Source organism: Burkholderia sp. AU15512, from assembly GCF_002223325.1.
In the GTDB taxonomy this organism is placed as follows: Bacteria; Pseudomonadota; Gammaproteobacteria; order Burkholderiales; family Burkholderiaceae; genus Burkholderia.
Genome location: NZ_NKEX01000006.1, coordinates 2433131 through 2454010, shown reverse-complemented (window position 1 = coordinate 2454010; position 20880 = coordinate 2433131). Strand labels below are relative to the sequence as shown.

Annotated in this window: 23 protein-coding genes, 1 pseudogene and 1 riboswitch; of the genes and pseudogenes, 20 read left to right on the top strand and 4 right to left on the bottom strand. The window is 65.6% G+C overall.

The window, feature by feature from the left end; genetic code table 11:
* Positions 1-70 precede the first annotated feature (70 nt).
* On the top strand, positions 71-1171 hold the full coding sequence (locus tag CFB43_RS30365; protein ID WP_089497790.1) for a DJ-1/PfpI family protein: 1101 nt from the start codon (positions 71-73) through the stop codon (positions 1169-1171).
* Positions 1172-1296: 125 nt separating this feature from the next.
* On the opposite strand, the gene CFB43_RS30360 is transcribed toward CFB43_RS30365, so the two are convergent.
* The gene (locus CFB43_RS30360; protein WP_089497789.1) at positions 1297-1596 is read right to left on the bottom strand and encodes a superoxide dismutase; all 300 of its coding nucleotides are present in this window, start codon (positions 1594-1596) and stop codon (positions 1297-1299) included.
* Between the two features lie 28 nt (positions 1597-1624).
* Positions 1625-2179, bottom strand: a complete 555-nt coding sequence (locus CFB43_RS30355; protein WP_089497788.1) for a flavodoxin family protein — start codon at positions 2177-2179, stop codon at positions 1625-1627.
* Between the two features lie 157 nt (positions 2180-2336).
* On the opposite strand from CFB43_RS30355, the gene CFB43_RS30350 reads away from it, so the two are divergent.
* The gene (locus CFB43_RS30350; RefSeq protein ID WP_089497787.1) at positions 2337-3293 is read left to right on the top strand and encodes a LysR family transcriptional regulator; all 957 of its coding nucleotides are present in this window, start codon (positions 2337-2339) and stop codon (positions 3291-3293) included.
* Positions 3277-3540, top strand: coding sequence for an MmyB family transcriptional regulator (locus tag CFB43_RS30345; protein WP_256990137.1), 264 nt, complete (start codon positions 3277-3279; stop codon positions 3538-3540). Before CFB43_RS30350 ends, CFB43_RS30345 begins: the two co-directional genes overlap by 17 nt.
* A 97-nt stretch (positions 3541-3637) precedes the next feature.
* Here the strand turns inward: CFB43_RS30345 and CFB43_RS30340 are convergent, their stop codons facing one another.
* Positions 3638-5134: an aminotransferase class V-fold PLP-dependent enzyme gene (locus tag CFB43_RS30340; RefSeq protein ID WP_089497786.1), complete on the bottom strand. Its 1497-nt coding sequence runs from the start codon at positions 5132-5134 to the stop codon at positions 3638-3640.
* A gap of 199 nt (positions 5135-5333) precedes the next feature.
* On the opposite strand from CFB43_RS30340, the gene CFB43_RS30335 reads away from it, so the two are divergent.
* Positions 5334-5948 (top strand): NIPSNAP family protein, encoded by a 615-nt coding sequence (locus tag CFB43_RS30335; RefSeq protein ID WP_089498197.1) that lies wholly within the window; start codon positions 5334-5336, stop codon positions 5946-5948.
* Positions 5949-6355: 407 nt separating this feature from the next.
* Here the strand turns inward: CFB43_RS30335 and CFB43_RS30330 are convergent, their stop codons facing one another.
* On the bottom strand, positions 6356-7369 hold the full coding sequence (locus CFB43_RS30330; protein WP_089497785.1) for an NADPH:quinone reductase: 1014 nt from the start codon (positions 7367-7369) through the stop codon (positions 6356-6358).
* A 141-nt stretch (positions 7370-7510) separates the two neighbouring features.
* Here CFB43_RS30330 and CFB43_RS30325 point away from each other — a divergent pair, with 141 nt between their 5' ends.
* The 16 genes and pseudogenes from CFB43_RS30325 to CFB43_RS38580 all read left to right on the top strand — a co-directional run bounded on the left by CFB43_RS30325 (position 7511) and on the right by CFB43_RS38580 (position 20847).
* On the top strand, positions 7511-7846 hold the full coding sequence (locus CFB43_RS30325) for a winged helix-turn-helix transcriptional regulator (protein ID WP_089497784.1): 336 nt from the start codon (positions 7511-7513) through the stop codon (positions 7844-7846).
* A gap of 60 nt (positions 7847-7906) precedes the next feature.
* Positions 7907-8017: pseudogene (locus CFB43_RS39000) on the top strand (AraC family transcriptional regulator); the annotation flags it as partial.
* A 399-nt stretch (positions 8018-8416) separates the two neighbouring features.
* Entirely contained in the window at positions 8417-9673 is a 1257-nt protein-coding gene (locus tag CFB43_RS30320; protein ID WP_089497783.1) for an MFS transporter, read from the top strand.
* Between the two features lie 147 nt (positions 9674-9820).
* Positions 9821-10750 carry a LysR family transcriptional regulator gene (locus tag CFB43_RS30315; protein WP_089497782.1) on the top strand — a complete coding sequence of 310 codons (930 nt, stop codon included), beginning with the start codon at positions 9821-9823 and terminating at the stop codon, positions 10748-10750.
* A 115-nt stretch (positions 10751-10865) separates the two neighbouring features.
* Complete coding sequence (locus CFB43_RS30310; RefSeq protein ID WP_089497781.1) at positions 10866-11360, top strand: hydroxyquinol 1,2-dioxygenase; 495 nt, start codon at positions 10866-10868, stop codon at positions 11358-11360.
* A 38-nt stretch (positions 11361-11398) separates the two neighbouring features.
* On the top strand, positions 11399-12418 hold the full coding sequence (locus tag CFB43_RS30305; protein ID WP_089428386.1) for a hydroxyquinol 1,2-dioxygenase: 1020 nt from the start codon (positions 11399-11401) through the stop codon (positions 12416-12418).
* Between the two features lie 51 nt (positions 12419-12469).
* Entirely contained in the window at positions 12470-13936 is a 1467-nt protein-coding gene (locus tag CFB43_RS30300) for an aldehyde dehydrogenase family protein (protein WP_089497780.1), read from the top strand.
* Between the two features lie 8 nt (positions 13937-13944).
* Positions 13945-15012: a maleylacetate reductase gene (locus CFB43_RS30295; RefSeq protein ID WP_089497779.1), complete on the top strand. Its 1068-nt coding sequence runs from the start codon at positions 13945-13947 to the stop codon at positions 15010-15012.
* A 28-nt stretch (positions 15013-15040) separates the two neighbouring features.
* Entirely contained in the window at positions 15041-15184 is a 144-nt protein-coding gene (locus CFB43_RS38585) for a hypothetical protein (protein ID WP_179254924.1), read from the top strand.
* 5 nt (positions 15185-15189) lie between these two features.
* A complete protein-coding gene (locus tag CFB43_RS30290) occupies positions 15190-15501 on the top strand; it encodes a YciI family protein (RefSeq protein WP_089497778.1) in 312 nt (103 codons plus the stop codon).
* A 3-nt stretch (positions 15502-15504) separates the two neighbouring features.
* Complete coding sequence (locus tag CFB43_RS30285) at positions 15505-15840, top strand: Rieske (2Fe-2S) protein (RefSeq protein WP_089497777.1); 336 nt, start codon at positions 15505-15507, stop codon at positions 15838-15840.
* Between the two features lie 197 nt (positions 15841-16037).
* Positions 16038-17126, top strand: a complete 1089-nt coding sequence (locus CFB43_RS30280) for a porin (RefSeq protein ID WP_089497776.1) — start codon at positions 16038-16040, stop codon at positions 17124-17126.
* A gap of 183 nt (positions 17127-17309) precedes the next feature.
* Entirely contained in the window at positions 17310-18125 is an 816-nt protein-coding gene (locus CFB43_RS30275; RefSeq protein ID WP_089498196.1) for a MipA/OmpV family protein, read from the top strand.
* A gap of 8 nt (positions 18126-18133) precedes the next feature.
* A complete protein-coding gene (locus CFB43_RS30270) occupies positions 18134-18808 on the top strand; it encodes a response regulator transcription factor (RefSeq protein WP_089497775.1) in 675 nt (224 codons plus the stop codon).
* A gap of 54 nt (positions 18809-18862) precedes the next feature.
* Complete coding sequence (locus CFB43_RS30265) at positions 18863-20215, top strand: sensor histidine kinase (RefSeq protein ID WP_089497774.1); 1353 nt, start codon at positions 18863-18865, stop codon at positions 20213-20215.
* Positions 20216-20365: 150 nt separating this feature from the next.
* Positions 20366-20469: riboswitch (SAM-I-IV-variant riboswitch) on the top strand.
* A 42-nt stretch (positions 20470-20511) separates the two neighbouring features.
* Positions 20512-20847 carry a hypothetical protein gene (locus CFB43_RS38580; protein WP_179254923.1) on the top strand — a complete coding sequence of 112 codons (336 nt, stop codon included), beginning with the start codon at positions 20512-20514 and terminating at the stop codon, positions 20845-20847.
* Positions 20848-20880: the final 33 nt, after the last annotated feature.

Sequence of the window (20880 nt, the reverse complement as noted above, 5' to 3'; positions counted from 1 at the left end):
GTTGTCCTTGTGACCGCGAGCATGATCCTTGTAATTTTCCGGACATGCAATCGACGGATGCGGGTGAACGATGCGGGGATGGAAGGCAGGCGGGGCGGTGCTGCTGGTGTGCGCGATGCTGGGCGCATGGGCCGCGGGGTGGCATGTGCCGGTGAAGGCGGAGGACGCACGGCCGGTCGCCCAGGCGCTGACGATCGGCGCGCCGAAGGCGGCCCGCGCGCGGCCGCTCGTGGCGATCGTCGCGGACAACGCCGGAACGGAGACGACCGATTTCATCGTGCCGTACGCGATGCTGAAGGCATCCGATGCGGTCGATGTCGTCGCCGTGTCGGCTGCCGAAGGCGAGGTCGAACTGATGCCCGCGCTGCGCATGCTGGCCGATACGACGTTCGACCGGTTCGATGCCGCGACGCCTGCGGGAGCCGACGTGGTGATCGTGCCCGCGCTGCATCGCGCGGACAGCCCGGCGGTGCTGGCATGGTTGCGCAAGCAGGCCGTTGCCGGTGCAACGATGGTGGCGATCTGCGAGGGTGCGGAAGTGCTCGCGAATGCGGGCCTGTTGCGGCACCGTACGGCGACGTCTCATTGGTATGTGCGCGACAGCCTGCGTCACCGCTTTGCCGATACGACGTGGATCGACGATCGCCGCTATGTGATGGACGGTAACGTCATGACGACGACCGGCGTATCGGCGTCGATTCCCGCTTCGCTGGCGTTGGTGAATACGCTGGCCGGGCCGGCAGCGGCGCGCGAGACGGCGCGGCGCGTCGGCGCACAGTCATGGAGCGACGTTCACGACGGCAGCCGGTTCGCGTTGACGGCGCGTGCGGTGGCGGTCGCGCTGACCAACCGCGTCGCGTTCTGGCGGCACGAGACGTTCGATCTTCCGCTCGAAACCGGGTTCGACGAGCTACCGGTTGCGTTGACCGCCGACGCGTGGGCGCGGACCTGGCGCAGTGACGTCGTCGCGACGGCAGACGCGCGCGTGGTCGAGTCGAGGCACGGGCTGCGGTTGCTGGCGCAGCCGGCGAATGCGCGGCACGCGCGCATGGCGGTGCCGGCCGACCGGCGCGGGGACGCGGTGCTGCCTGGTGTGCTCGGCGACATCGCGGCACGCTACGGCGATGCGACATCGGGCTGGGTTGCGCTGCAACTGGAGTATCCGAAGTAGCGGCCGTTTTGCGCGGCATGCTGGCATTGCGTGCCGCGCTTGTGACGGATTTCGCCGGCGTCGGGCATGGCCCGGTCGAAGTTTGAGTGAGCGGCGGGTAAGCAACACGCCGCCGACCGTGAAAGTCACGCGGGGTCCGCTGCAAACAGCGCTTCCCAGCCGAGAAACGCGCCAAGCGGAATGATGTCCCAGTCGATCAGCCCGGCCTTCGCCAGCGGAAACTCGCGCAGCGCTTCGCGGGCGCTTTCGATCGACTCGCACTCCGCGATGATCGCGACGCCCGGGCGATCCTGACGGAAATAGATATCGCGGACGATCCCGCGCTTAAGCAGTTGCCACGCGTAGCGCACTTCGTCGAGCAGGTGCGGCTGATACGCGTCCGGGCTGGCGCCGGGCAACGGGACGTCGAGGCACAGCAGTTTCATGTCGATCTCCTGGCGAATGGGGGGCTGCTTACGCGCTGGCCGCGAGCCGCGACGCCAGTTCGGCGACGCGCTGCCCGAGGTGCGCGGCGGTGTCGAGGTCGCTCGCGATCGGCGACAGTTCCGGCGACACGTCGTCGGACTGCGCCATCGCGCCGAGCCAGCCGCCGATCCGGTTGCGCTCGTTCGCCGCGGTGCCGGCGAACAGGTCGAGCCCGACCCAGATCATCCCGTGCTGCGCGGCGAACAGCGTCATCGTCATCAGCGAGTTCAGCTTGTCGCCGTGCTGCGCGCCGGAATTGGTAAAGCCGGCCGCGACCTTGTTGCGCCAGGTTTGCGGAATCCACGCGGGGCGCGTCGAGTCTTCCATGAATTTCTTGAGCCGCGAGCTGATCGAGCCGTTGTACGTCGGCGAGCCGAAGATGATCGCGTCGCTCGCGGCGAGCGTCTCCCACGGAATCGCGCCGTCGGCGACCGCGACGAGCCGCACTTCCGCGCCCGGCACGCGGCGCACGCCTTCCGCGACGGCTTGCGCCTGTCGCTCGGTGTGACCGTGACCGCTGTCGAAAACGATGGCGGCAAGCATGGACATTCCTTTGCAGTGCGTTGAACGATGGCCGGATTGTGGGCGGCGCGGGTCGCAACCGGAAGTTGAGTCCGGGTTGAGTCGCTCACAACTTCAGGTTGATAATCGGCGGCAAGCGAAGGTGTACCGTGCAACGTGTCGATCGAAGGAGGCTGCTTTGGATGTGTCACAACGCACGCGTGCGATCCTGTCGTTCGTGCATGCGGCCGACGGCGGCAGCTTCGCGGCGGCCGGGCGCATGCTCGGCATCACGTCGGCCGCCGTCAGCAAGAACGTCGCGGGCCTCGAGCAGGCGCTCGGCGTGCGGCTGATGAACCGCACCACACGCACGCTGAAGCTCACCGACGAAGGCAGCGTGTTCCTGCGCCAGGCACGCGTCGCACTGGACGCGCTCGATTCGGCGGTCGACAGCATCGTCGCGCAGCGGCTCGGGCCGCAAGGGCGCATACGCATCTCGACCAGCGCCGCATTCGGGCGCGAGCATCTGCAACCGGTGCTGCCCGGGTTGCTGGCGCGTTACCCTGGCTTGTCGGTGGAGGCCGATTTCGACGACCGGATCGTCGACGTCGTACGCGACGGCTACGACATCGTCATCCGCGGCGGCAACATCCACGATTCCGCGCTGGTGTCTCGGCCGGTCTTTCGGATGAATACGGTGCTGGTTGCATCACCCGCTTATCTGCAGCGTCACGGCATTCCGCGCGCGCCGGACGATCTCGTTACGCACCGGCTGATCGCACGCCGGTTTCTCGGTGGTGAGGTCGCGACATGGAGCTTCAGGATGCGCGGCGGGAGCATCGTGGCGGTCGATCCGGGCGAGACGGCGCCGCTGACATTCTCCGCGCCGGAGGCCGTGCTGCAGGCCGCCCGTGACGGGCTGGGCATCGCGCAGGTCGGGGTGCACCTCGCGTGGGCGCATCTGCGCGCCGGCGCGCTGAAGGTGCTGCTGCACCGCCATCACTTGCCCGGCAGCTACGAAATGGCGATGCAGTATCCGCATCGCGCATTGAAGGCGTCGCGCGTACAGGCGACGGTCGACTATCTGCTCGACGCGTTTGCCGCGAACGAGAGCCTGCATGTGCCGTTGAAGGCGCTGGATGCGTACGGCGTGTGAGGGCGGCGCGTTCCATGCGAGCGATCCGGCATTCATCGCGCTGGTGGCGCGCTTGCGCACGAGCAGCAGCGAGTTCGCGCAATGGTGGGATGCGCATGACGTGCGCAGCGGCGTGTCGGGCCAGAAGGTGTTCGCGCATGCGCAACGGGGCGCGCAGCGCTATGAATACGCGACGTTCCAGGCGAACGACGATCCCGCGCTGAAGCTGGCGATTTACACGCCGGTGAGCGGGGATGAGGGGGACTGAAGGGGGGCAATCGCTGCCGCCATCCGGCGGCCGCGCATCGAAGTATTTTCTTCGTGCGTGAACGCCGGGGCGGAGCGTAACGGGGCGGTGTTTCCGGTCAGGCTGAAGCCGAGGCCGAGGCCGTACGTCGGGCGGACCAGCGATTCCACAGCATGCCGGAGCGATTGCCGCTGCGGCAGTACGCAAGCACGGGCTTCTGCAGCGTGTCGACCAGTGCACCGAAGGCATCGATTTCCGCATCACCGATGCCGTCGCGCTCGACCGGCAGGTAGCGTGCTTCGAGGCCCAGTTCGCGGGCCGCCGCGGCGATTTCGTCGAACGCCGGATGGGCGTCGCCGTCGCCGTCCGGCCGGTTGCAGATGACCGAGCGGAAGCCGGCATTGCGGATCGCCTTCAGGTCGGCCGGCGTGATCTGCCGCGACGCGGAGAAGCCGTTCGCCGCCGTCGCGCGACACTGTTCGATCGCGTGGCGGAAGCAGGCGATCGCGAAGTCGACGTCCTGCTCCGTCGTAAAGCGGCCGAAGCTCACGCGCACGGTGCGGCCTGCCGTTTCCGCATCGAGGCCGATCGCGGTCAGCACGTGGGACGGTGCGCCGCTGGTCGAGTTGCATGCGGACGTCGACGACACCGCGAGCGCTTCGCCGAGCATGAACGGGAAGAAGCCCGGCGCATTCACCGTCAGGCTCAGCGTGTGCGGGATGCGGCGCGCGGCGGCCGCGTTCTGTGTGACATTGCCGAGTGCGACCAGTGCGTCCGTCAGGCGCGCGCCGAGCGCCGCGATTCGAGCGGCTTCGCCGTCGAGCTTCTCAGCGGCCAGTTCGCATGCCACGCCCATGCCCACGATCTGATGCGTCGCGAGCGTGCCCGAACGCAAGCCGCGCTCATGCCCGCCGCCATGAATCTGAGGCGCGATTTGATCCGCGATATCGCGGCGCACGAACAGCGCGCCGATCCCCTTCGGGCCGTACACCTTGTGCGCGGACATCGACAGCATGTCGATGCCGAGCGCGCGCACGTCGATCGGCGTCTTGCCGAGCGCCTGGGCAGCGTCGACGTGGAGCAGCGCGCCCGCGTCATGCACGATGCGCGAGATTGCGCCAATATCGGTCAGCGTGCCGAGTTCGTTGTTCACGAGCATCAGCGACACGAGGCCCGTATCGGGGCCGATGGCGGCCGCGACCGCGTCGGCGGTGATTTCGCCGTCGCGCGTGGGCGTCAGGAACGTGACCGTCGAGCCGTGCTTCGACAGGTTCGCCATCGTGTCGAGAATGGCCTTGTGCTCGATGCGGCTCGTGATCAGGTGGCGCTTGCCGGTCGCGTTTTCCGCATAGCCCTTCAGCGCGAGGTTGTTCGATTCGGTGGCGCCCGAGGTCCAGACGATCTCGTCGGCGTCCGCGCCGATCAGCGCGGCGACTTGTGCGCGGGCCTGCTCGACCTTGTCTTTCGCGAGCCGGCCGGCGGCGTGCGAGCTCGACGCGGGGTTGCCGTAGATGCCGTCGAAGCCGAGGCAGGCCGTCATCGCTTCGATCACGCGCGGATCGGCGGGCGTCGTGGCGGCGTAGTCGAGGTAGTGCAGCGGGGTGGTGTCGCTCATGTCCTTCTCTTGCTCGTTTCTTTCGGAATGGAAGAAATGATACGGGGGACAGAAGGGAAAAAGGATCCAAAGTTGGCTGGCGATTCAGCTTGATATGGAATAACGTTTTATCAGAAGTTGGATTTGGGGAATATATTTTTATGGCGGCGAGCGGGTGCGACTTGCGTGTCCGCGGCCCATTTTGCGAGGGATGGTCGAGATGCAGTATGAACTGACGACGTTGTCGTGTTTGCTGCTGGAGCAGGATGCCGTTTCCGCTGGTGCGCACCGATGGGTAACGGATCCGGGGGCAGCAGGGCGTCTCCTCGGGGCATGGCGTTCGGAAATCGGCGAGTTGGGGCAGATCGTCGTGCTGCGAGGCTTCGACGAAATCGACGAACTGCAGCAGGAGCGCCGTCGTGCGTTGATGAGCGGCGGGCCGTTCAATATCGACGGTGACCACGTGGGTCTCAGCATGGAAACCTACGAACTGTTTCCGTTCCTGCCCGCGATCGAACCGAAGACACTCGGCAGGTTCTACGAATTTCGCCGCTATTGGCTCAAGCCGGCCGGGATCGCGCCGACGATCGCTGCCTGGGAGCAGGCCGTCGGTCCGGCCGAGGCCTATACGTCGCATCTCGTCGCGAATATGTACGCGATCGACGGCCCGCCACGCATTGCCCATATCTGGGGGTTCTCGAGCCTGGAGGCGCGCATGGCATTGCGCGCGCGCCACTATGCCGAAGGGCTTTGGCCGCCGAAAGGCGGGCCGCAGCAGATCGAGCGGGCTACGTCGACGATTTGCCTGCCGGAGGCGTGGTCTCCGCTGGGTTGAATGTCCGGGGAAGCGTTGCAGATGTCGCGCTGCCCCGCACGATGCGACGGCAGGTGACGTATCGACGCCTCCGCAGCGGCGGTCTTGCCGCGTGCCTCCGCTGAACCGCGGCAAGCGCCGGGGCACACTCGACTGGCTGCACGCCGCGTTCATGCGGCGAACTGCCGATGCTTCGATGTCTATGAGGGATTCCCCCGGAACACGCGAACGAGCGCCGCTTCAACGCCGCCTTCGTTCGCGCCGCGCTTCTCCGTCGATGCTTCCCGCGCATCGCCCGCGATTATTTACGTTTCGCGAATGGCGCGTTCGCCGGTTTTATTTGAGTGCGGATCTTGGGACGTTTTTTATCGTCCGGCCCGACCGTACGCGTGCGAGCGGCGGTGCGGCCGGCCCGTTGCAGCCGGCTGCTAATGCCGGCAATGATCGGCCGCATCGAACCGGTTGTGCACGAGCACCTTGCCGATGACGCGGCCGGACTCCAGTGCCTCGTGAGCGTCGACGATTCTTTCCAGCGGAACCTTCATGCCGATTCTGGGTGAGTAGGCGCCTGCGGCCACGCAGGCAGCGACGTCCCTGACAGCCTGCTGCTTGGCGTCGTCGGGCACGTGATAGATATAGACGAAGCGCAGGACACAGCCATGCATCATCGCCCTCAATAGTGGAACGGACAGTTCGTCCGTTGCATGAGCCATCGCATAGGAACTGATGACGCCGCCGTGCGACACGCAGGCCAGGTCGACCTCGAGATTGGACTTCAGGTCGACATCGACGATACGGTCCACGCCGATGCCGCCGGTTGCGTCGAGAATGCCTGTTGCCGCGTCCGCCGCATGCCGGTCGACGACCAGATCGGCGCCGTTCTCTTTGGCGACGGTCGCCTGTTCGGCATTCGTGACCGATGCCGCCACCCATGCGCCGGCCCATTTCGCCAGCAGGATGGCGGCGGTGCCGACGACACCCGCGCCACCGTGAACCAGCACACGTCGTCCCGTCAGGCTGCCGTCGGCGAACAGGCAGCGGTGCGCGGTCAACGCCGGGATGCCAAGGGAGGCGCCCACATCGAACGACGCATGGTCCGGCAAGCGTACCGCATGGCTCGACGGGACCACGACGTATTCCGCCGCCGTACCCGTGGCCCGGCCGTATTGCGCCTCGTAAAGCCAGACGCGTTCGCCGATGCGCGCTGGCGAGACGTTGACGCCGATGGCGTCGATGACGCCCGCGCCGTCCTGATGCGGAATGATGCGCGGGTAAGGCAGCGCGGACGAGAATCCGGTACGCGCTTTCACGTCGGTCGGATTCAGTCCCGACACGTGGATGCGGACGCGTACCTCGTGGGGCCCCGGTTCGGGCATCGGCCATTCACCGACGGTCAATACGTCCCGGGCTGCACCGAGACGTTCGTAGAAGGCTGCTTGCATCTGTCGCGCTCCAATCGTTTTCACCAAGGCGGCGGGCCAGGTGGACCTGACCGCCGGACGGGAAAATTCTGGGTTGAAGGGATACGGATCGCAAGTAAGTACGAGTTTGATATATAGGGTAATTTTTTATACTATTGGCGCATGGAAAAGCCGAATACACACGGGTACCGATGCACGGTGGAGGCGACAGTCGATGTCATCGGCGGGAAGTGGAAGCCGTTGATCATTTACTACCTGCTCAGCGGTACGAAGCGATTTGGCGAGCTTCGCGCCGCCATCGGCGGCGTCACGCAGCGGTCGCTGACATTGCAGCTGCGAGAGCTTGAAGCGCACGGCGTCATTTCCCGGCAAGTATTCGCCGAGGTTCCGCCCCGTGTCGAATATTCGTTGACGGAAGTGGGCCGTACCCTCGCGCCCGTGCTCAACGCGATGAAAGACTGGGGCGACGGCTATGTTGCCCACTGCGAAACGCGATAGATGCATCCAGGCAGGGATCGGCCTGACGTGCAGGCCGGTGGTTTGCCGCGTCGCGACTGAACCGGGGCGCTGCGGCTCGGCTACGTGTCGCAGGCCGCGTTCAGCCGCGCGTTCAAGCGCGTGACGGGCATGCCGCCGGACGCCGGCCGGCCGGTCGTTCGGGATACGTAGAAACCGTCGCCTCCGTCATGTCGAGCGGAGCCGATGCATCCGCCGCGTTCATGCGGCGAACTGCCGATGCTTCGATGTCTATGAGGGATTCCCCCGGAACACGCGAACGAGCGCCACTTCGACGCCGCCTTCGTTCGCTCCGCGCTTCTCCGTCGATGCTTCCCGCGCACCCCCCGCGATTATTTGCGTTTCGCGAATGGCGCGTTCGCCGGTTGTTCCCTACCCGATTGGATGCCGTGCACCTATCGTGGTGACGTCGGCTGATTGAACCCAACGCGTCGCACCCGAACGCCAGCCGGCATTTCCTCGCGATTCGCGTCGCACACAAAAACCATCGGACCTGGCTCATGCGCAGGCGCTGCGGCGCGCGCAGGCGAACCTGTGTCCACGGAGACGGACATGAAAGCAAACGAGTGGGATACCTCATACGAGTGGAAGGCGGTCACGCTGCTGGCGCTCGGCTTCGGGCTGGTCGGCCTCGATCGCTGGCTGATCGCGCCGCTGTTCCCTTCGATCATGAAGGACCTCAACCTGAACGCGCAGGACGTCGGCAACTGCATCGGCGTACTCGGCCTGTCGTGGGGGATCTTCGCGGCGCTGATGGGCGGCATCTCCGACAGGATCGGCCGCCGCAAGGTGCTGATTCCGGCCATCATCGCGTTCTCGCTGCTGTCTGGCTTCTCGGGGATGGCGGGCGGGCTGCTCGGGCTGATGGCGATTCGCGGCCTGATGGGCGTCGCAGAGGGCTCGTTCTGCCCGACGAGCTTTGCCGCGACGGCCGACGCATCGCATCCGCGGCGGCGCGGGCTGAACCTCGGCCTGCAGCAAAGCGGCTTCGCGCTGTTCGGGCTCGCGCTGTCGCCGATCATCGCGACGCAGCTGCTCGGCTTCGTGTCGTGGCGCTGGGTCTTTGCGCTCGTGGCCGTGCCCGGCCTGATCCTCGGCGCGATCATGTTCTTCGTGATCCGCGAGCCGAAGGTCACGAAGGCCGTCGCGTCGGAGCATGCGCCGGCGTCGCTCGGCCATGTGCTCAAGAGCCGCAACATCCTCGTGGCGATGGCCGCCTTGTGCTGCGCGATGACCGGCGTATTCGTGCTCGGCGCGCTGCTGCCGCTGTACCTGACCGACTACCTGGCGCTTGGCACGCAGAAGATGGGCCTCGTCGTGTCGGCGATCGGTTTCGGCGGTTTTCTCGGGCAATTCGGGTTGCCGGGCCTGTCCGACCTGGTCGGCCGCCGCGTCGCGAGCATCGTCGGCTTCGCGGGAACGGCCGTGATGCTCTACATTTTCCGCGGCCTCGGCCCGCAGCCGCTCGCCCTGTTCGGGGTGCTGTTCGTCGCGTCGTTCTTCACGCTCGGGCTGGTGTCGCTGCTGTCCGGCCCGGTGGCGACCGAGGCCGCGCCCATCGGGCTCGTGTCGACGTCGATCGGCGTGGTGGTCGGGGTCGGCGAGATCTTCGGCGGCGGCATCGCGCCGGCGATGGGCGGCTACGTCGCCGCACACTTTGGCATCCAGAACATTCTGTGGCTGCCGATGTGTGCGGTCATGCTCGGCATCGTGGTCAGCCTGCTGCTGAAGGAAACCGCGCCGGCCGTGCTGCAGCGTCGGTTGGCGGCCGTGCAACCGGAACTGGCGGCGGGCGAGCAATCGCGGTAAGGCAATACAGGGGCAGGGCCGCGCATGCGCGGGCCGGCGTCATCGGCGATTGACATCGATTGGGTGACAGTGTGACGCGTCCCGCATGACACAGCCCGTGATCCGCACGGGTAGACTGCCGGTTTCGCTGTCGAAAAAGGGCGCGGTATGGACCGGTTCCTGAGCATCGAGGCATTCGTCCGGGTGGCGGAGGCGAGCAGCTTCGCCGAGGCGGCGCGGCAGCTTGGCGTGACCAGCTCGGTCGTGACGAACCGCATCCAGCAGCTCGAGAAGTTCGTCAACGCGCCGCTGTTCCATCGCAGCACGCGCCACGTGCGCCTGTCCGACGTGGGCGAGGCGTTTTATCGCGAATGCGCGGACGTGGTAGGGCGCGTCAACGAGCTGACCGACCAGATGCGCGAGCTTCGCGCGACCCCGACCGGGCGGCTGCGCATCCAGATGCTGCCCGGTTTCGCGCTCGATCACTTCGGCGCGCCGCTGGTGGAGTTCAACCGGCGCTACCCGGGCATCCAGCTCGACGTCATCGTCAATGACCGTGTCGTGGACCCTGTCGAAGAAGGGTTCGACATCGCGTTCCAGATCTTTCCGCCGATCTCCGAGTCGTTGATCGAACGGCGGCTGTTCACCGTCAAGCGCCTCTTCTGCGCATCGCCAGCGTACCTCGACGCGCATGGTGCGCCACAACATCCGCGCGACCTGCTGCAGCACACCACCGCGCTCTATTCGGGTTATCCGTCGCGCAACCGCTGGACGATGACGCGCGGCGACGAGGTCGTCGAAATGGAGCTGCCGGGCATGATCCGCTCGAACTCCGTGCACCTGCTGCGCGAGTACGCGCTGTCGGGCGGCGGCGTCGTGTGCCTGCCGACGCTCGTGGCGAGCGAGGCGCTCGTCGCGGGCCGGTTGGTGCCGATCCTGACCGACTTTCAGCTCGCGCCGCTGAGCTTTGCCGCGGTGTATCCCGCAACGCAGCGACAGGCGTTGAAGGTGAAGGCGCTGGTCGAATTCCTCGCGGAAACCATCGGCGACGAATCGCCGTGGGATGTTCCCCTTCTGGAGCGTGGCTGGGTGCGTTGAAGCGCGCGGATTATTCGCGAAACGCAAATGCCGTAGTCGCCGTCCCGTGCCTTGTTGCGGGTGGGCCTTGCCCCTAGAGTGGAATCCAACAAGCGGTTCAACTCAGGAGACAGAAATGACCGACACGGCATTCCACACCGTCTTTGGCTCGCTCAACGATTACCGGAAAGGCGAGATCGAAATCACGAGCGGCAGCGCTCAACACTACGCGTTCTCGAATGTCTTCGAGGTCGCATCGAAGTCGGCCCCTTATGAAAAGGTCGTCGCCGGCAAGAACCTCGAATACGTGATCGAAGTGCTGCGGACCGACGGCCAGTCGCCGTGGTTCGCGTGCACGCACGACGAGTTCGTGATCCAGATGGATGGCGAAGTCCGGATCGAATTCATCAAGCTCGATACGCCGCCGCAAGCGGGGCGCGGCACCGTGAATGCCGGCACGCAACTGGCCGGCCGCAAGATGGGCTACGTCGTATTGCGCCAGGGCCATCAGGCGCTGCTGCCGGCCGGCTGTGCATACCGCTTCACCGCCGGCAAGCCGGGCGTCGCACTCGTGCAGACCGTCCTGGGCGAGCTGTCCGTGGAGAAGTGGGCCGACATCTGCCTGCACTGATTCGTCCGACCGCATTCGACACTTCCAGGAGACACGTTATGGCCACTCTCGACACCCTCGATACCTCCGCAGGCTTCGCCGCCGATCTGGTGCAAGCCACCGAAGCCGATGCCGTCACCGGCTACCGCCGCTTCCAGCTCGGCGCATTCGAATTCCAGCGCGACGAATATTTCGTGAAGATCAGCTGGCCCGCGAAAGGCCAGACCCGCACGCACGCGATGCCGGCGGACGCGTTCCTGCGCGCGATGATGCGCGACGTGGCATGGGGCTTCTTCTACGGCTGGGTGAACTTCGACCACGTGTTCGGCACGCGCAACCACTACGGCAAGGTGGACATGTATGCGGGCACCTTCAACGGCATCCTGAAGGACGCCGGCGTGGACTACACCGAGACCTTCGACACGCCCACGATCATGGCGACCTTCAAGGCGATGCTGCACGACTGGACGAACGAAGGCTTCGATCCGTTCGCGGCGCCCGAGGAAACCGGCACGGCGTTCGGACGCAAGCACGGCGAGAACGGCTCGGCGATCGAGCGCACGCGGATCGCGACGCGCCGCATGCCGGGCCTCGAAGGCGATTCGCCGCTGCGTGACGACCTGCCGGTCAACCGCGCGTTCCTCGACGTCGCGCAGGACGAACCGGAAGTGCACGTCGAGCCGGGCTTCGAAGGCGAACTGCACGCGTTCAACCTGTTCAAGTACCTGTCGCGTTCGGACGTGACGTGGAATCCGTCGGTCACGTCGGTGTGCGGGCGCAGCCTGTTCTGCCCGACCACCGAGGAATTCATCCTGCCGGTGTTCCATGGCAACGACCGCGTCGAATGGTTCCTGCAACTGTCCGACGAAATCGTGTGGGACATCGGCGACAAGAACACCGGCGCGCCGCGTGCACGCGTGACGATGCGCGCCGGCGACATCTGCGCGATGCCCGCCGACATCCGGCATCAGGGCTATTCCACGAAGCGGTCGATGCTGCTGGTCTGGGAAAACGCGACACCGAACCTGCCGCAGCGCTACGAGAGCGGCGAGCTCGCGCCGTATCCGATCGCGTTCTGAGCGGCGCGTCGGTTTCCGCTTGCGCTTCACGCCATCCACCGAGGACGATTCATGCAAACCCAACTCTTCATCGACGGGCGCTTCGTTGACGCCGTCGACCGCGGCACGATCGACGTGCTGAACCCGCACGACGGCTCCGTCATCACGAAGATCGCGGCCGCCACCGCGGCGGACGTCGACCTGGCCGTCGAAGCCGCGACGCGCGCGTTCCCCAGATGGTCGGCGCTGCCGGCTGCCGAACGGGGCCGCTTGCTGCTGCGCCTGGCTGATGCGATCGAGGCCAACGCGGAGGAGCTGGCGCAACTCGAATCGCTGGACACCGGCCACCCGATCCGCGATTCGCGTGCGCTCGACGTGCCGCGCACGGCTGCGTGCTTCCGCTACTTCGGTGGCATGGCCGACAAGCTGCAAGGCTCGGTGATTCCTGTCGAGACCGGCTTCCTGAACTACGTGCAGCGCGCGCCGATCGGTGTCGTCGGCCAGATCGTGCCGTGGAATTTTCCGCTGATGTTCACGAGCTGGAAGATGGGCCCGGCGCTCGCGGCCGGCAACACGGTGGTGCTCAAGCCTTCGGAAATCACGCCGCTGTCGACGCTGCGCATCGTCGAGCTGATGGCCGAGGTCGGGTTCCCCGCGGGTGTCGTCAACATCGTGCCCGGCTATGGGCACACGGCCGGCCAGCGGCTCGCCGACCATCCGGGCGTCGGCAAGATCGCGTTCACGGGATCGACGGCCACCGGCCGCCGGATCGTCGAAGCGTCGCAGGGCAACCTGAAGCGCGTGCAGCTCGAACTGGGCGGCAAGGGCGCCAACATCGTGTTCGACGATGCCGATCTTGACGCGGCCATCAACGGCGCCGCGTGGGCGATCTTCCACAACCAGGGGCAGGCGTGCATCGCGGGCTCGCGTCTCGTGCTGCATGAGCGCATCGCGGATGCATTCCTCGAGCGCTTCGTGGCGCTCGCGTCGTCGATCCGGATCGGCAACCCGCTCGATGCGAACACCGAGATGGGGCCGCTGACGTCGAAGCAGCACCTCGATCGCGTGCTGGCGTTCGTCGATGTCGCGCGCGAGCAGGGCGGCCGTGTGCTCACCGGCGGCAGCGCGCCGCAGGACCCCGCGCTCGCCAACGGCTACTACGTGCGCCCGACGGTCATCGAGGCCAGGAGCGCGGCCGACCGTATCGCACAGGAGGAAGTGTTCGGCCCGTTCGTCACGGTGCTGCGCTTCGGCAGCGACGACGAAGCACTGACCATTGCGAACGCAACCGAATACGGGCTGGGCAGCGGCCTGTGGACGAAGGATCTGTCCCGCGCACACAAGATGGCGTCGCAGATCAACGCGGGCATGTGCTGGATCAACTGCTACAAGCGCGTCAATCCGGGCAGCCCGTTCGGCGGCGTCGGCCAGTCGGGCTACGGCCGCGAGATGGGCTTCGAAGCGATGCACGACTACACCGAGGCGCGGTCGGTGTGGGTCAACGTCGACGGCAACGTGCCGCCGCACTTCAAGCGCTGAGGGTCGCCATGGATCGCTTCGTCTATCAGGGCACCCCGTCCCGCGTGGTATTCGAATGGGGCGCGCTCGACAGGCTGCCGGACGAGCTGTCGACGCTCGGCGCCCGCCGCGCGCTGATCCTGTCCACGCCCGAGCAGCGGCCGCTCGCCGAGCGCGTGGAAGCGATCCTGGGCGAGCGCGCGGCCGGCATCTGCGCGCAGGCGGTCATGCACGTGCCGATCGAGGTCGCACACGCGGCGCGCGAGATGGCTGCCGAGCTGGAAGCGGACTGCTGCGTGGCGATCGGCGGCGGGTCGACGATCGGGCTGGGCAAGGCGATTGCGCTCGAATCGGTGCTGCCGATCCTGGCGGTGCCGACGACGTACGCCGGCTCGGAGATGACGCCGATCTTCGGGCTCACGGAGGGCCGGCTGAAGCGCACCGGGCGCGACGCGCGCGTGCTGCCGCGGACGGTGCTCTACGACCCGTCGCTGACGTTGTCGTTGCCGCCGGACATTTCCGCGGCATCGGGCATCAATGCGATGGCGCATGCCGTCGAAGCGCTCTATGCGGAAGATGCGAACCCGGTGATCAGCCTGATGGCGGAAGAATCGATCCGCGCGCTCGGCGAAGCGCTGCCCGTGGTCGTGCGCGACCCGGCGAACCGCGACGCGCGCAGCCGCGCGCTGTACGGCGCGTGGCTCGCGGGTACCTGCCTGGGCGCGGTCGGCATGGCGCTGCATCACAAGCTGTGCCACACGCTGGGCGGCACCTTCAACCTGCCGCACGCGCAGACGCATGCGGCGATGCTGCCGCATACCGCGCACTACAACCACGCAGCCGCGCCCGATGCGCTGCGCCGCGTGGCGCGCGCGCTGGGCGGGAACGACGCGGCCGAAGCCGGCCCGCTGCTGTTCGCGCTGAACGCACGGCTCGGCATCGCGCCGGCGCTCGCCGATATCGGAATGCCGGAGGCCGGCCTCGACGAAGCGGCCGATCTCGCGTGCCGCAACCCGTATGCGAATCCGCGGCCGATCGAGCGTGAGGCGATTCGCGCGCTGCTTCAGCGCGCATGGGAAGGGCGTGCGCCGCAATGAGCGGCTGCATGCGCCAACGGAGACAACCATGAGCCTTGACCACCAGGATGGTGACGCCACGCCGGCCGAGCCGGTTGTCGCCCGCTTCGACGGCATGCCGAGCCCGCGCTTGCGTGCGCCGATGCAGCGCCTCGCGCGGCATCTTCATGCGTTCGTCGCCGATCGGAGCTGACCGCCATGGCAAGATTTTTTGCGGTGTTTGCGACGGACCAGCCGGGCATGCGCGACGTGCGCGATCGCGTGCGGCCGATTCACCGGACGTACCTGCGCTCGGCCGACCAGCACGGCGTGGTGGTGCGGCTCGGCGGCCCGACGCTGGACCCGCACGGCGACGCGATGAACGGCACGCTGCTCGTCGTGGAGGCGGACGACATTCAGGCGGTGATGCAGTTCATCGGCAACGATCCGTATGTGAAGGAAGGGCTGTTCTCGCATGTGGAAGTGCGGCCGTGGGACTGGAGCCTCGGCAACCCCGAGCAGCGGGCGTGAATCATGGAAGCTCGACAACTCTGCCGGTTTTCCGATGTGCCCGACGGCGGCGCGCGGGTCGTCGATGAAGCGTGTATCGGGCGTCCCGTGATTGTGGTGCGAAGGGGCGAGCGCGTGTGGGCGTATGTGAATCGTTGCCCGCACTTCTCGGTGCCGCTCGATTTCGTGCCGGGTAGCGTTTCCTGTTATCGGTCGCAGGTGCTGATGTGCGCCCATCACAGCGCGCTGTTCCGGTTCGACGATGGCGTGTGTATCGACGGGCCTTGCTCGGGATCGGCGCTGGAGGCCGTGGCTGTCGACGTGGATGCCGCCGCGTGGGTCGTCTGTCGAGGCGCTTGATTCCGGTGTTTTGATGAGGGGCGAGTAGGGCCGTTTAACGCGACGGCCATCTTTTTATTCGATCAGTAAAGCTAATCATATTTCAGGTGTCCGGTAATCGACACCTGAATAACGGCGATTCCTTGTGCAGCACCGAGCGAGCACCTGCCACGTAGCAGGTGGCGGTCTCGCTTTGTCATAAAAAAGACGGAGACAAAATGAAACTCAGGTTTGGAGCAGTGGCGATTCTCGCCGTGGCGCAGGGCGCATGGGCGCAGAGCAGCGTGACGATGTTCGGGCTGATCGACGCGGGCGTGTCTTATGTCAGCAACGAGGGCGGCGGAAAGAACGTCAAGTTCGACGACGGCATATTCGCGCCCAACCTCTTCGGCTTTCGCGGCACGGAAGATCTCGGTGGCGGATATCGCGCGATCTTCGCGCTGGTGAACCAGTTCTCGATGGCGAACGGCGCGATCATCGGGACGGGGATTTTCGGGCGCAATGCTTATGTCGGCCTCGAAAGCAACCGGTTCGGCAGCATCACGCTGGGCAATCAGTACGACTTCATGGTGGATTCGCTGTTTTCGAAGAACAACGCGATTTCACGGGATATCTCGGGGCTGTACGGCTTTCGCAATGGCCCGTTTCAACGTCTCGCGCTTCCGGACAATCCGACCGGTGCATTCGATTGGGACCGCACGGCAGGCAGCAAACCGATCGCGAATTCCGTCAAGTACAGTTCGCCGACGGTATCGGGCTTTTCCGGTGGCGCGATGTATGCGTTCGGCGGGGTGGCCGGTTCGGTCGGCGCGGACAATGCGGTCAGCGCCGGGCTGAACTATGAAGCGGGGCCGTTCGGTATCGGGGCGGCCTACACGAACGAGAAATACGGCCCCGCGCCCGGCGTGCCGTCCACCAGCGTGCGCAACTGGGGTGTCGGGATGCATTACGACTTCGGTGTCGTCACCGCGAACGCGCTGATGACCACCGTGCACAACTCGTTCAACGACGCCGGCGTGTGGATGGCCGAGGCGGGCGGGTTGTGGCACGTCAGGCCGGATGTCGTGCTGGGCGCGAAGTACATGTACATGAAGGGCAATGAAGCGGTGAACGACAACCACGCGCATCAGGTCAGCGTGGCGCTGCAGTACCTGTTCTCGAAGCGGACGATGGTTTATGTGTCGGCGGACTACCAGCGCGCGAACAACGGCGCGAACGCGCAGGTCAATGGCGTGCTGGATCCGAACGGGGCATCGAGTTCCGCGAGCCAGACGGTGGCGCGGGTGGGGTTGCATACGGTGTTTTGATGGGGCGTGGCACCCGTTCCTCAAGCGCGCAGGGCGACCCATGCTCGCCCTGCGTCGATATTCTCCGTCACCGATATGCATCGCAGGATTTGCGGCAAGACGATAATTTCCTGGTAAGTGAGCGGTAAGTCGACTGGTCCTACAGTAGCCCCCGTTTCGATCGTCGACTCCAGGAAAATGATTGTGAAAACAGCCTTCCGCCGCGAACGTCCGTTACTGCTGCTTGCCGCTTCATTCGCATTTGCGTCTGCTTCCGCCTGGGCGGACGACGGCGTGATCCCGCCCGATCCCGATAATTCGGGGCTGACCATCCTCAACAACGCGACGAATGTGACGCATTGGGGATTGGGTGCCGGCGTCGGCTTCGAGCCATCGACCTACAAGGGCGACAGCACCCGCGTGTTGCCGTTTCCGCTGGTCTATTTCGACAACAAATGGGTACAGGTCATCGGTACCACCGCCGATCTGAAAATCGGGAGCTGGAGCGGTGTCAGTGTCGCGCTTCGCGGCCAGTTCTCGCTGTTCGACGGATACAAAGGCTCCGACGCACCGATCCTGAACGGCATGGAAAATCGCAAGGGCGCACTCTGGTACGGGCCTGCACTGTCATGGGGCACCGGGTTCGGTACGTTGTCGGGCACTTTCCTGTTCGGCGGAAACAAGGGCGAGCGCGCGAAAATCGGCTTCGAGAAGGCATTTGCTTTCGGCCAATTCTCGATCACGCCGCATGTCGGCGCGGAATGGCTGAGCAACAAATACGTCGACTACTATTACGGCGTGCGACCATCGGAAGCGCGCGCCGATCGTGCCGCCTACAGTGCGGGTTCGACGGTGAACGTGTCGGCCGGCACGCGTATCGACTTCCGGCCGACGAAGCAGCAGACGATATTTTTGGACGTCGGCGTGTCGCGCCTCGGCGACGCCATCACCGACAGTCCGATCGTCGGAAGACGGTTCGTTCCCGAGGCAAGAGTGGGCTACATGTACCGGTTCAAGTGAGAGCGGCGATGCCGAGAGTTGCGATTGTCGAGGATCATGAGCGCCTGGCCGACATGTTGAGCCAGGCGTTGGCCGCAGCGGGGATCGAATCCGACCGCTTCGGCAATCTCCGTGAAGCGGCCTACGGTATCGACCGGGCCGACTACGCACTGCTGATCATCGACCGCGGATTGCCCGACGGCGATGGCCTGGCGTTCTTGCGGACGCTGCGCGCGGCGGGGCGCATGATGCCTTGCCTGATGCTGACCGCACGCGATGCGTTGCACGACCGCATCGACGGACTCGAAAGCGGGGCCGACGACTATGTGACCAAGCCGTTCGAAATGAGCGAACTCGTCGCCCGCGTACGCACGCTGATGCGGCGCCCGGCGCTGCTGACGACGCTCGTCGCATCGTTCGCGGACGTGACGGTCGACCCGCCACAGCGCGCGATGTGCTGTGGCGACAGGACGATACCGCTTGCGCCGGCCGAGTTGCAGGTCATGCTCTGCCTGATGGAAGCCGCGGGCCGGACGGTACGGCATTCGATACTCGAGCATGCCGCGTGGGGGCTCGGGGAGGCGGTCACGCCGAACGCGCTCGAGGTGACCGTGCATCGCTTGCGCAAGAAGCTGGCGGCGATCGGCGCAACGATGCGGCTGACCAATATTCGCGGTGCCGGCTTCGCGCTGCGGGACGCATGACGCTGCGCCGCGTCTTGCTCGTTGCCGCTTCAGCTTCAGGGTAAGGAAGCGACCATGTTCGATCATTGGATTCGACGTCTGTCGACGCGTCTGTGGATGACCAACGTCGGGGCGTTCGCCATCAGCCTGGCGCTGCTGTCTGCGCTCGCCGTGTATGCCCTCGATCGCTATCCGGCATTCCTGGGGCGGCGACAGCAGATGGAGATCGTCGGTCACGTCGTGACCGGATTGAGCTTCGACGACGCCGGGCGTCCGGTATCCGTGCAACTGGACGGCCGTCCGGCGCTGATGTTCCGGCTCTTGTCGAGCGAGGTGAAGTATCGCGTGCTCGATTCGACGGGGCGGCTGTTGCTGGCGTCGACGCCTTCGAACGGGGGCCGGCCGTGGCTGACGGAAGACCTCGCGAAGGTGGCCGGCAAGGTGGTGCCCGCGACGATCGACGGCAACGTATACGCCGTCGCCACACGACGCATGTCGAAAGGAGGCGTCGATTATTACGTGCAGGTTGCGCAAAGCAGGCAGCTTATGGACGCGCTTGTCGTGTCGAAGATCGAGCCGATCCCGAAGACCGTCGGCTATGTGCTGCTCATCGCGACCATCATTTTCGGGCTGACGCTTCCACTGACGATCAGCCACGTGTTGAAGCCGTTGCGAGAGGTGTCGCGTGCCGCGAGCGGAATCGAGCCGCACAACCTGAAGACGCGACTGTCGTCGGACGGGATTCCGAGCGAGATCAAGCCGCTGATCGATGCGTTCAATGATGCGTTGACGCGACTCGAGAATGGCTTCGCCGTTCAGCAGCGGTTCCTGGCCGACGCCGCGCATGAGTTGCAGACACCGCTCACGCTGGTCAGAGGCCAGATCGAGCTGCAGCCCGACATCCGGCACAAGGCGCTTCTGCTTCGCGAGATCGACCTGATGGCTCGGCAGGTCAAGCAGTTGCTGCACCTGGCGGAAGTCAGCGAAGCGCAGAACTTCAGCTTCGACGACGTGAACAGCGTCGAAGTGGCGCGCGACGCCGTTGGCTTGCTGGCCGGCAAGGCCGATGCGAAGCAGGTGAAGCTCCATATCGAAGCGCGCGACTCCGCGGCGCCCATCCGGGCCGACGGCGGGGCGCTCTTCATCCTGCTCAAGAACATTCTCGAGAATGCGATCAACGCGTCGCCCACGGCGGGTGTGGTCGTGCTGACCGTACTCGATGCGGCGATTCACGTCGACGACGAGGGGCCGGGCATTCAGCGGGAGCATGTCCCGCTGCTCTTCGACCGATATTGGCGGGCGCCGGATTCAAGGTATGACGGCGCCGGTCTCGGGCTGGCGATCTGCAAGGAGATTGCGGTGGCGCATCAATGGAAACTGACGGTCGATGTGCTGGCCACGGGGACGCGGTTCAGCGTGTGGTTTTAGTCTGAGCGGTTGTCGTGCCGTGCCGGGCTCCCACAGTACAAGGGACGGATCGGAGGTTCTGCTTGTCGAAGGGGGGCTTTCCCGAGGTCCCTTGTTCGATGTTTGTTTTTCGGTATAATGAACCCACGTTCGGAATGTCGAACGTGAGAAGTCAAGCATCCAGAGTCGGATTCTCCGACGCCAACCTGCCCTCCCGGGCAAGGTGGACGCCTCTGAGGCGATGCGGCCGATTTACGGCAACGAAACGGGAGCAGCATGGCTGGCACCGGTTCGATAACCACTCATCCGGAGCAACCATGCGTCAAGCTACCCCTGCCTCCTGTCCGACGGTCTGTGAAGACTGGTCACACTACCTCCCGGGTTTCACGCTGACGCATACGGTTCATCTCGTGTCGAGACGGAACCCAGGCATCGTCTCGACCGCGGCTGCCGTACTCGAAGGTGAAACCGCCACGGTCGACCGTTGGGCCATCACCCGCTGTGGTGACGTTCTCGAGCAAAAGATCGTTCTCGGGGAGATGACGGAAGGGCAGGCGGTGCGGCTGCGCGAGCGACTGGCCGCGCTCGATGGCGTACTGCGCACGAGGGTGGAGCATCATTTCGTGCGGGGTGGGTCGGCGACGGGCAACTGAATGTCACTGCCCCCACCCGTCGTGCCGCTGCTC

What these genes read in the sequence shown, in the direction of transcription:
- CFB43_RS30335 (WP_089498197.1), top strand. Translation starts at nt 5,334, where the DNA reads ATGCAGTATGAACTGACGACGTTGTCGTGTTTGCTGCTGGAGCAGGAT.
- CFB43_RS30355 (WP_089497788.1), bottom strand. Translation starts at nt 2,179, where the DNA reads ATGCTTGCCGCCATCGTTTTCGACAGCGGTCACGGTCACACCGAGCGA.
- CFB43_RS30295 (WP_089497779.1), top strand. Translation starts at nt 13,945, where the DNA reads ATGGATCGCTTCGTCTATCAGGGCACCCCGTCCCGCGTGGTATTCGAA.
- CFB43_RS30270 (WP_089497775.1), top strand. Translation starts at nt 18,134, where the DNA reads ATGCCGAGAGTTGCGATTGTCGAGGATCATGAGCGCCTGGCCGACATG.
- CFB43_RS30290 (WP_089497778.1), top strand. Translation starts at nt 15,190, where the DNA reads ATGGCAAGATTTTTTGCGGTGTTTGCGACGGACCAGCCGGGCATGCGC.
- CFB43_RS30285 (WP_089497777.1), top strand. Translation starts at nt 15,505, where the DNA reads ATGGAAGCTCGACAACTCTGCCGGTTTTCCGATGTGCCCGACGGCGGC.
- CFB43_RS38585 (WP_179254924.1), top strand. Translation starts at nt 15,041, where the DNA reads ATGAGCCTTGACCACCAGGATGGTGACGCCACGCCGGCCGAGCCGGTT.
- CFB43_RS30360 (WP_089497789.1), bottom strand. Translation starts at nt 1,596, where the DNA reads ATGAAACTGCTGTGCCTCGACGTCCCGTTGCCCGGCGCCAGCCCGGAC.
- CFB43_RS30365 (WP_089497790.1), top strand. Translation starts at nt 71, where the DNA reads ATGCGGGGATGGAAGGCAGGCGGGGCGGTGCTGCTGGTGTGCGCGATG.
- CFB43_RS30300 (WP_089497780.1), top strand. Translation starts at nt 12,470, where the DNA reads ATGCAAACCCAACTCTTCATCGACGGGCGCTTCGTTGACGCCGTCGAC.
- CFB43_RS30305 (WP_089428386.1), top strand. Translation starts at nt 11,399, where the DNA reads ATGGCCACTCTCGACACCCTCGATACCTCCGCAGGCTTCGCCGCCGAT.
- CFB43_RS30265 (WP_089497774.1), top strand. Translation starts at nt 18,863, where the DNA reads ATGTTCGATCATTGGATTCGACGTCTGTCGACGCGTCTGTGGATGACC.
- CFB43_RS30345 (WP_256990137.1), top strand. Translation starts at nt 3,277, where the DNA reads ATGCGTACGGCGTGTGAGGGCGGCGCGTTCCATGCGAGCGATCCGGCA.
- CFB43_RS30330 (WP_089497785.1), bottom strand. Translation starts at nt 7,369, where the DNA reads ATGCAAGCAGCCTTCTACGAACGTCTCGGTGCAGCCCGGGACGTATTG.
- CFB43_RS30280 (WP_089497776.1), top strand. Translation starts at nt 16,038, where the DNA reads ATGAAACTCAGGTTTGGAGCAGTGGCGATTCTCGCCGTGGCGCAGGGC.
- CFB43_RS30315 (WP_089497782.1), top strand. Translation starts at nt 9,821, where the DNA reads ATGGACCGGTTCCTGAGCATCGAGGCATTCGTCCGGGTGGCGGAGGCG.
- CFB43_RS38580 (WP_179254923.1), top strand. Translation starts at nt 20,512, where the DNA reads ATGCGTCAAGCTACCCCTGCCTCCTGTCCGACGGTCTGTGAAGACTGG.
- CFB43_RS30320 (WP_089497783.1), top strand. Translation starts at nt 8,417, where the DNA reads ATGAAAGCAAACGAGTGGGATACCTCATACGAGTGGAAGGCGGTCACG.
- CFB43_RS30340 (WP_089497786.1), bottom strand. Translation starts at nt 5,134, where the DNA reads ATGAGCGACACCACCCCGCTGCACTACCTCGACTACGCCGCCACGACG.
- CFB43_RS30325 (WP_089497784.1), top strand. Translation starts at nt 7,511, where the DNA reads ATGGAAAAGCCGAATACACACGGGTACCGATGCACGGTGGAGGCGACA.
- CFB43_RS30310 (WP_089497781.1), top strand. Translation starts at nt 10,866, where the DNA reads ATGACCGACACGGCATTCCACACCGTCTTTGGCTCGCTCAACGATTAC.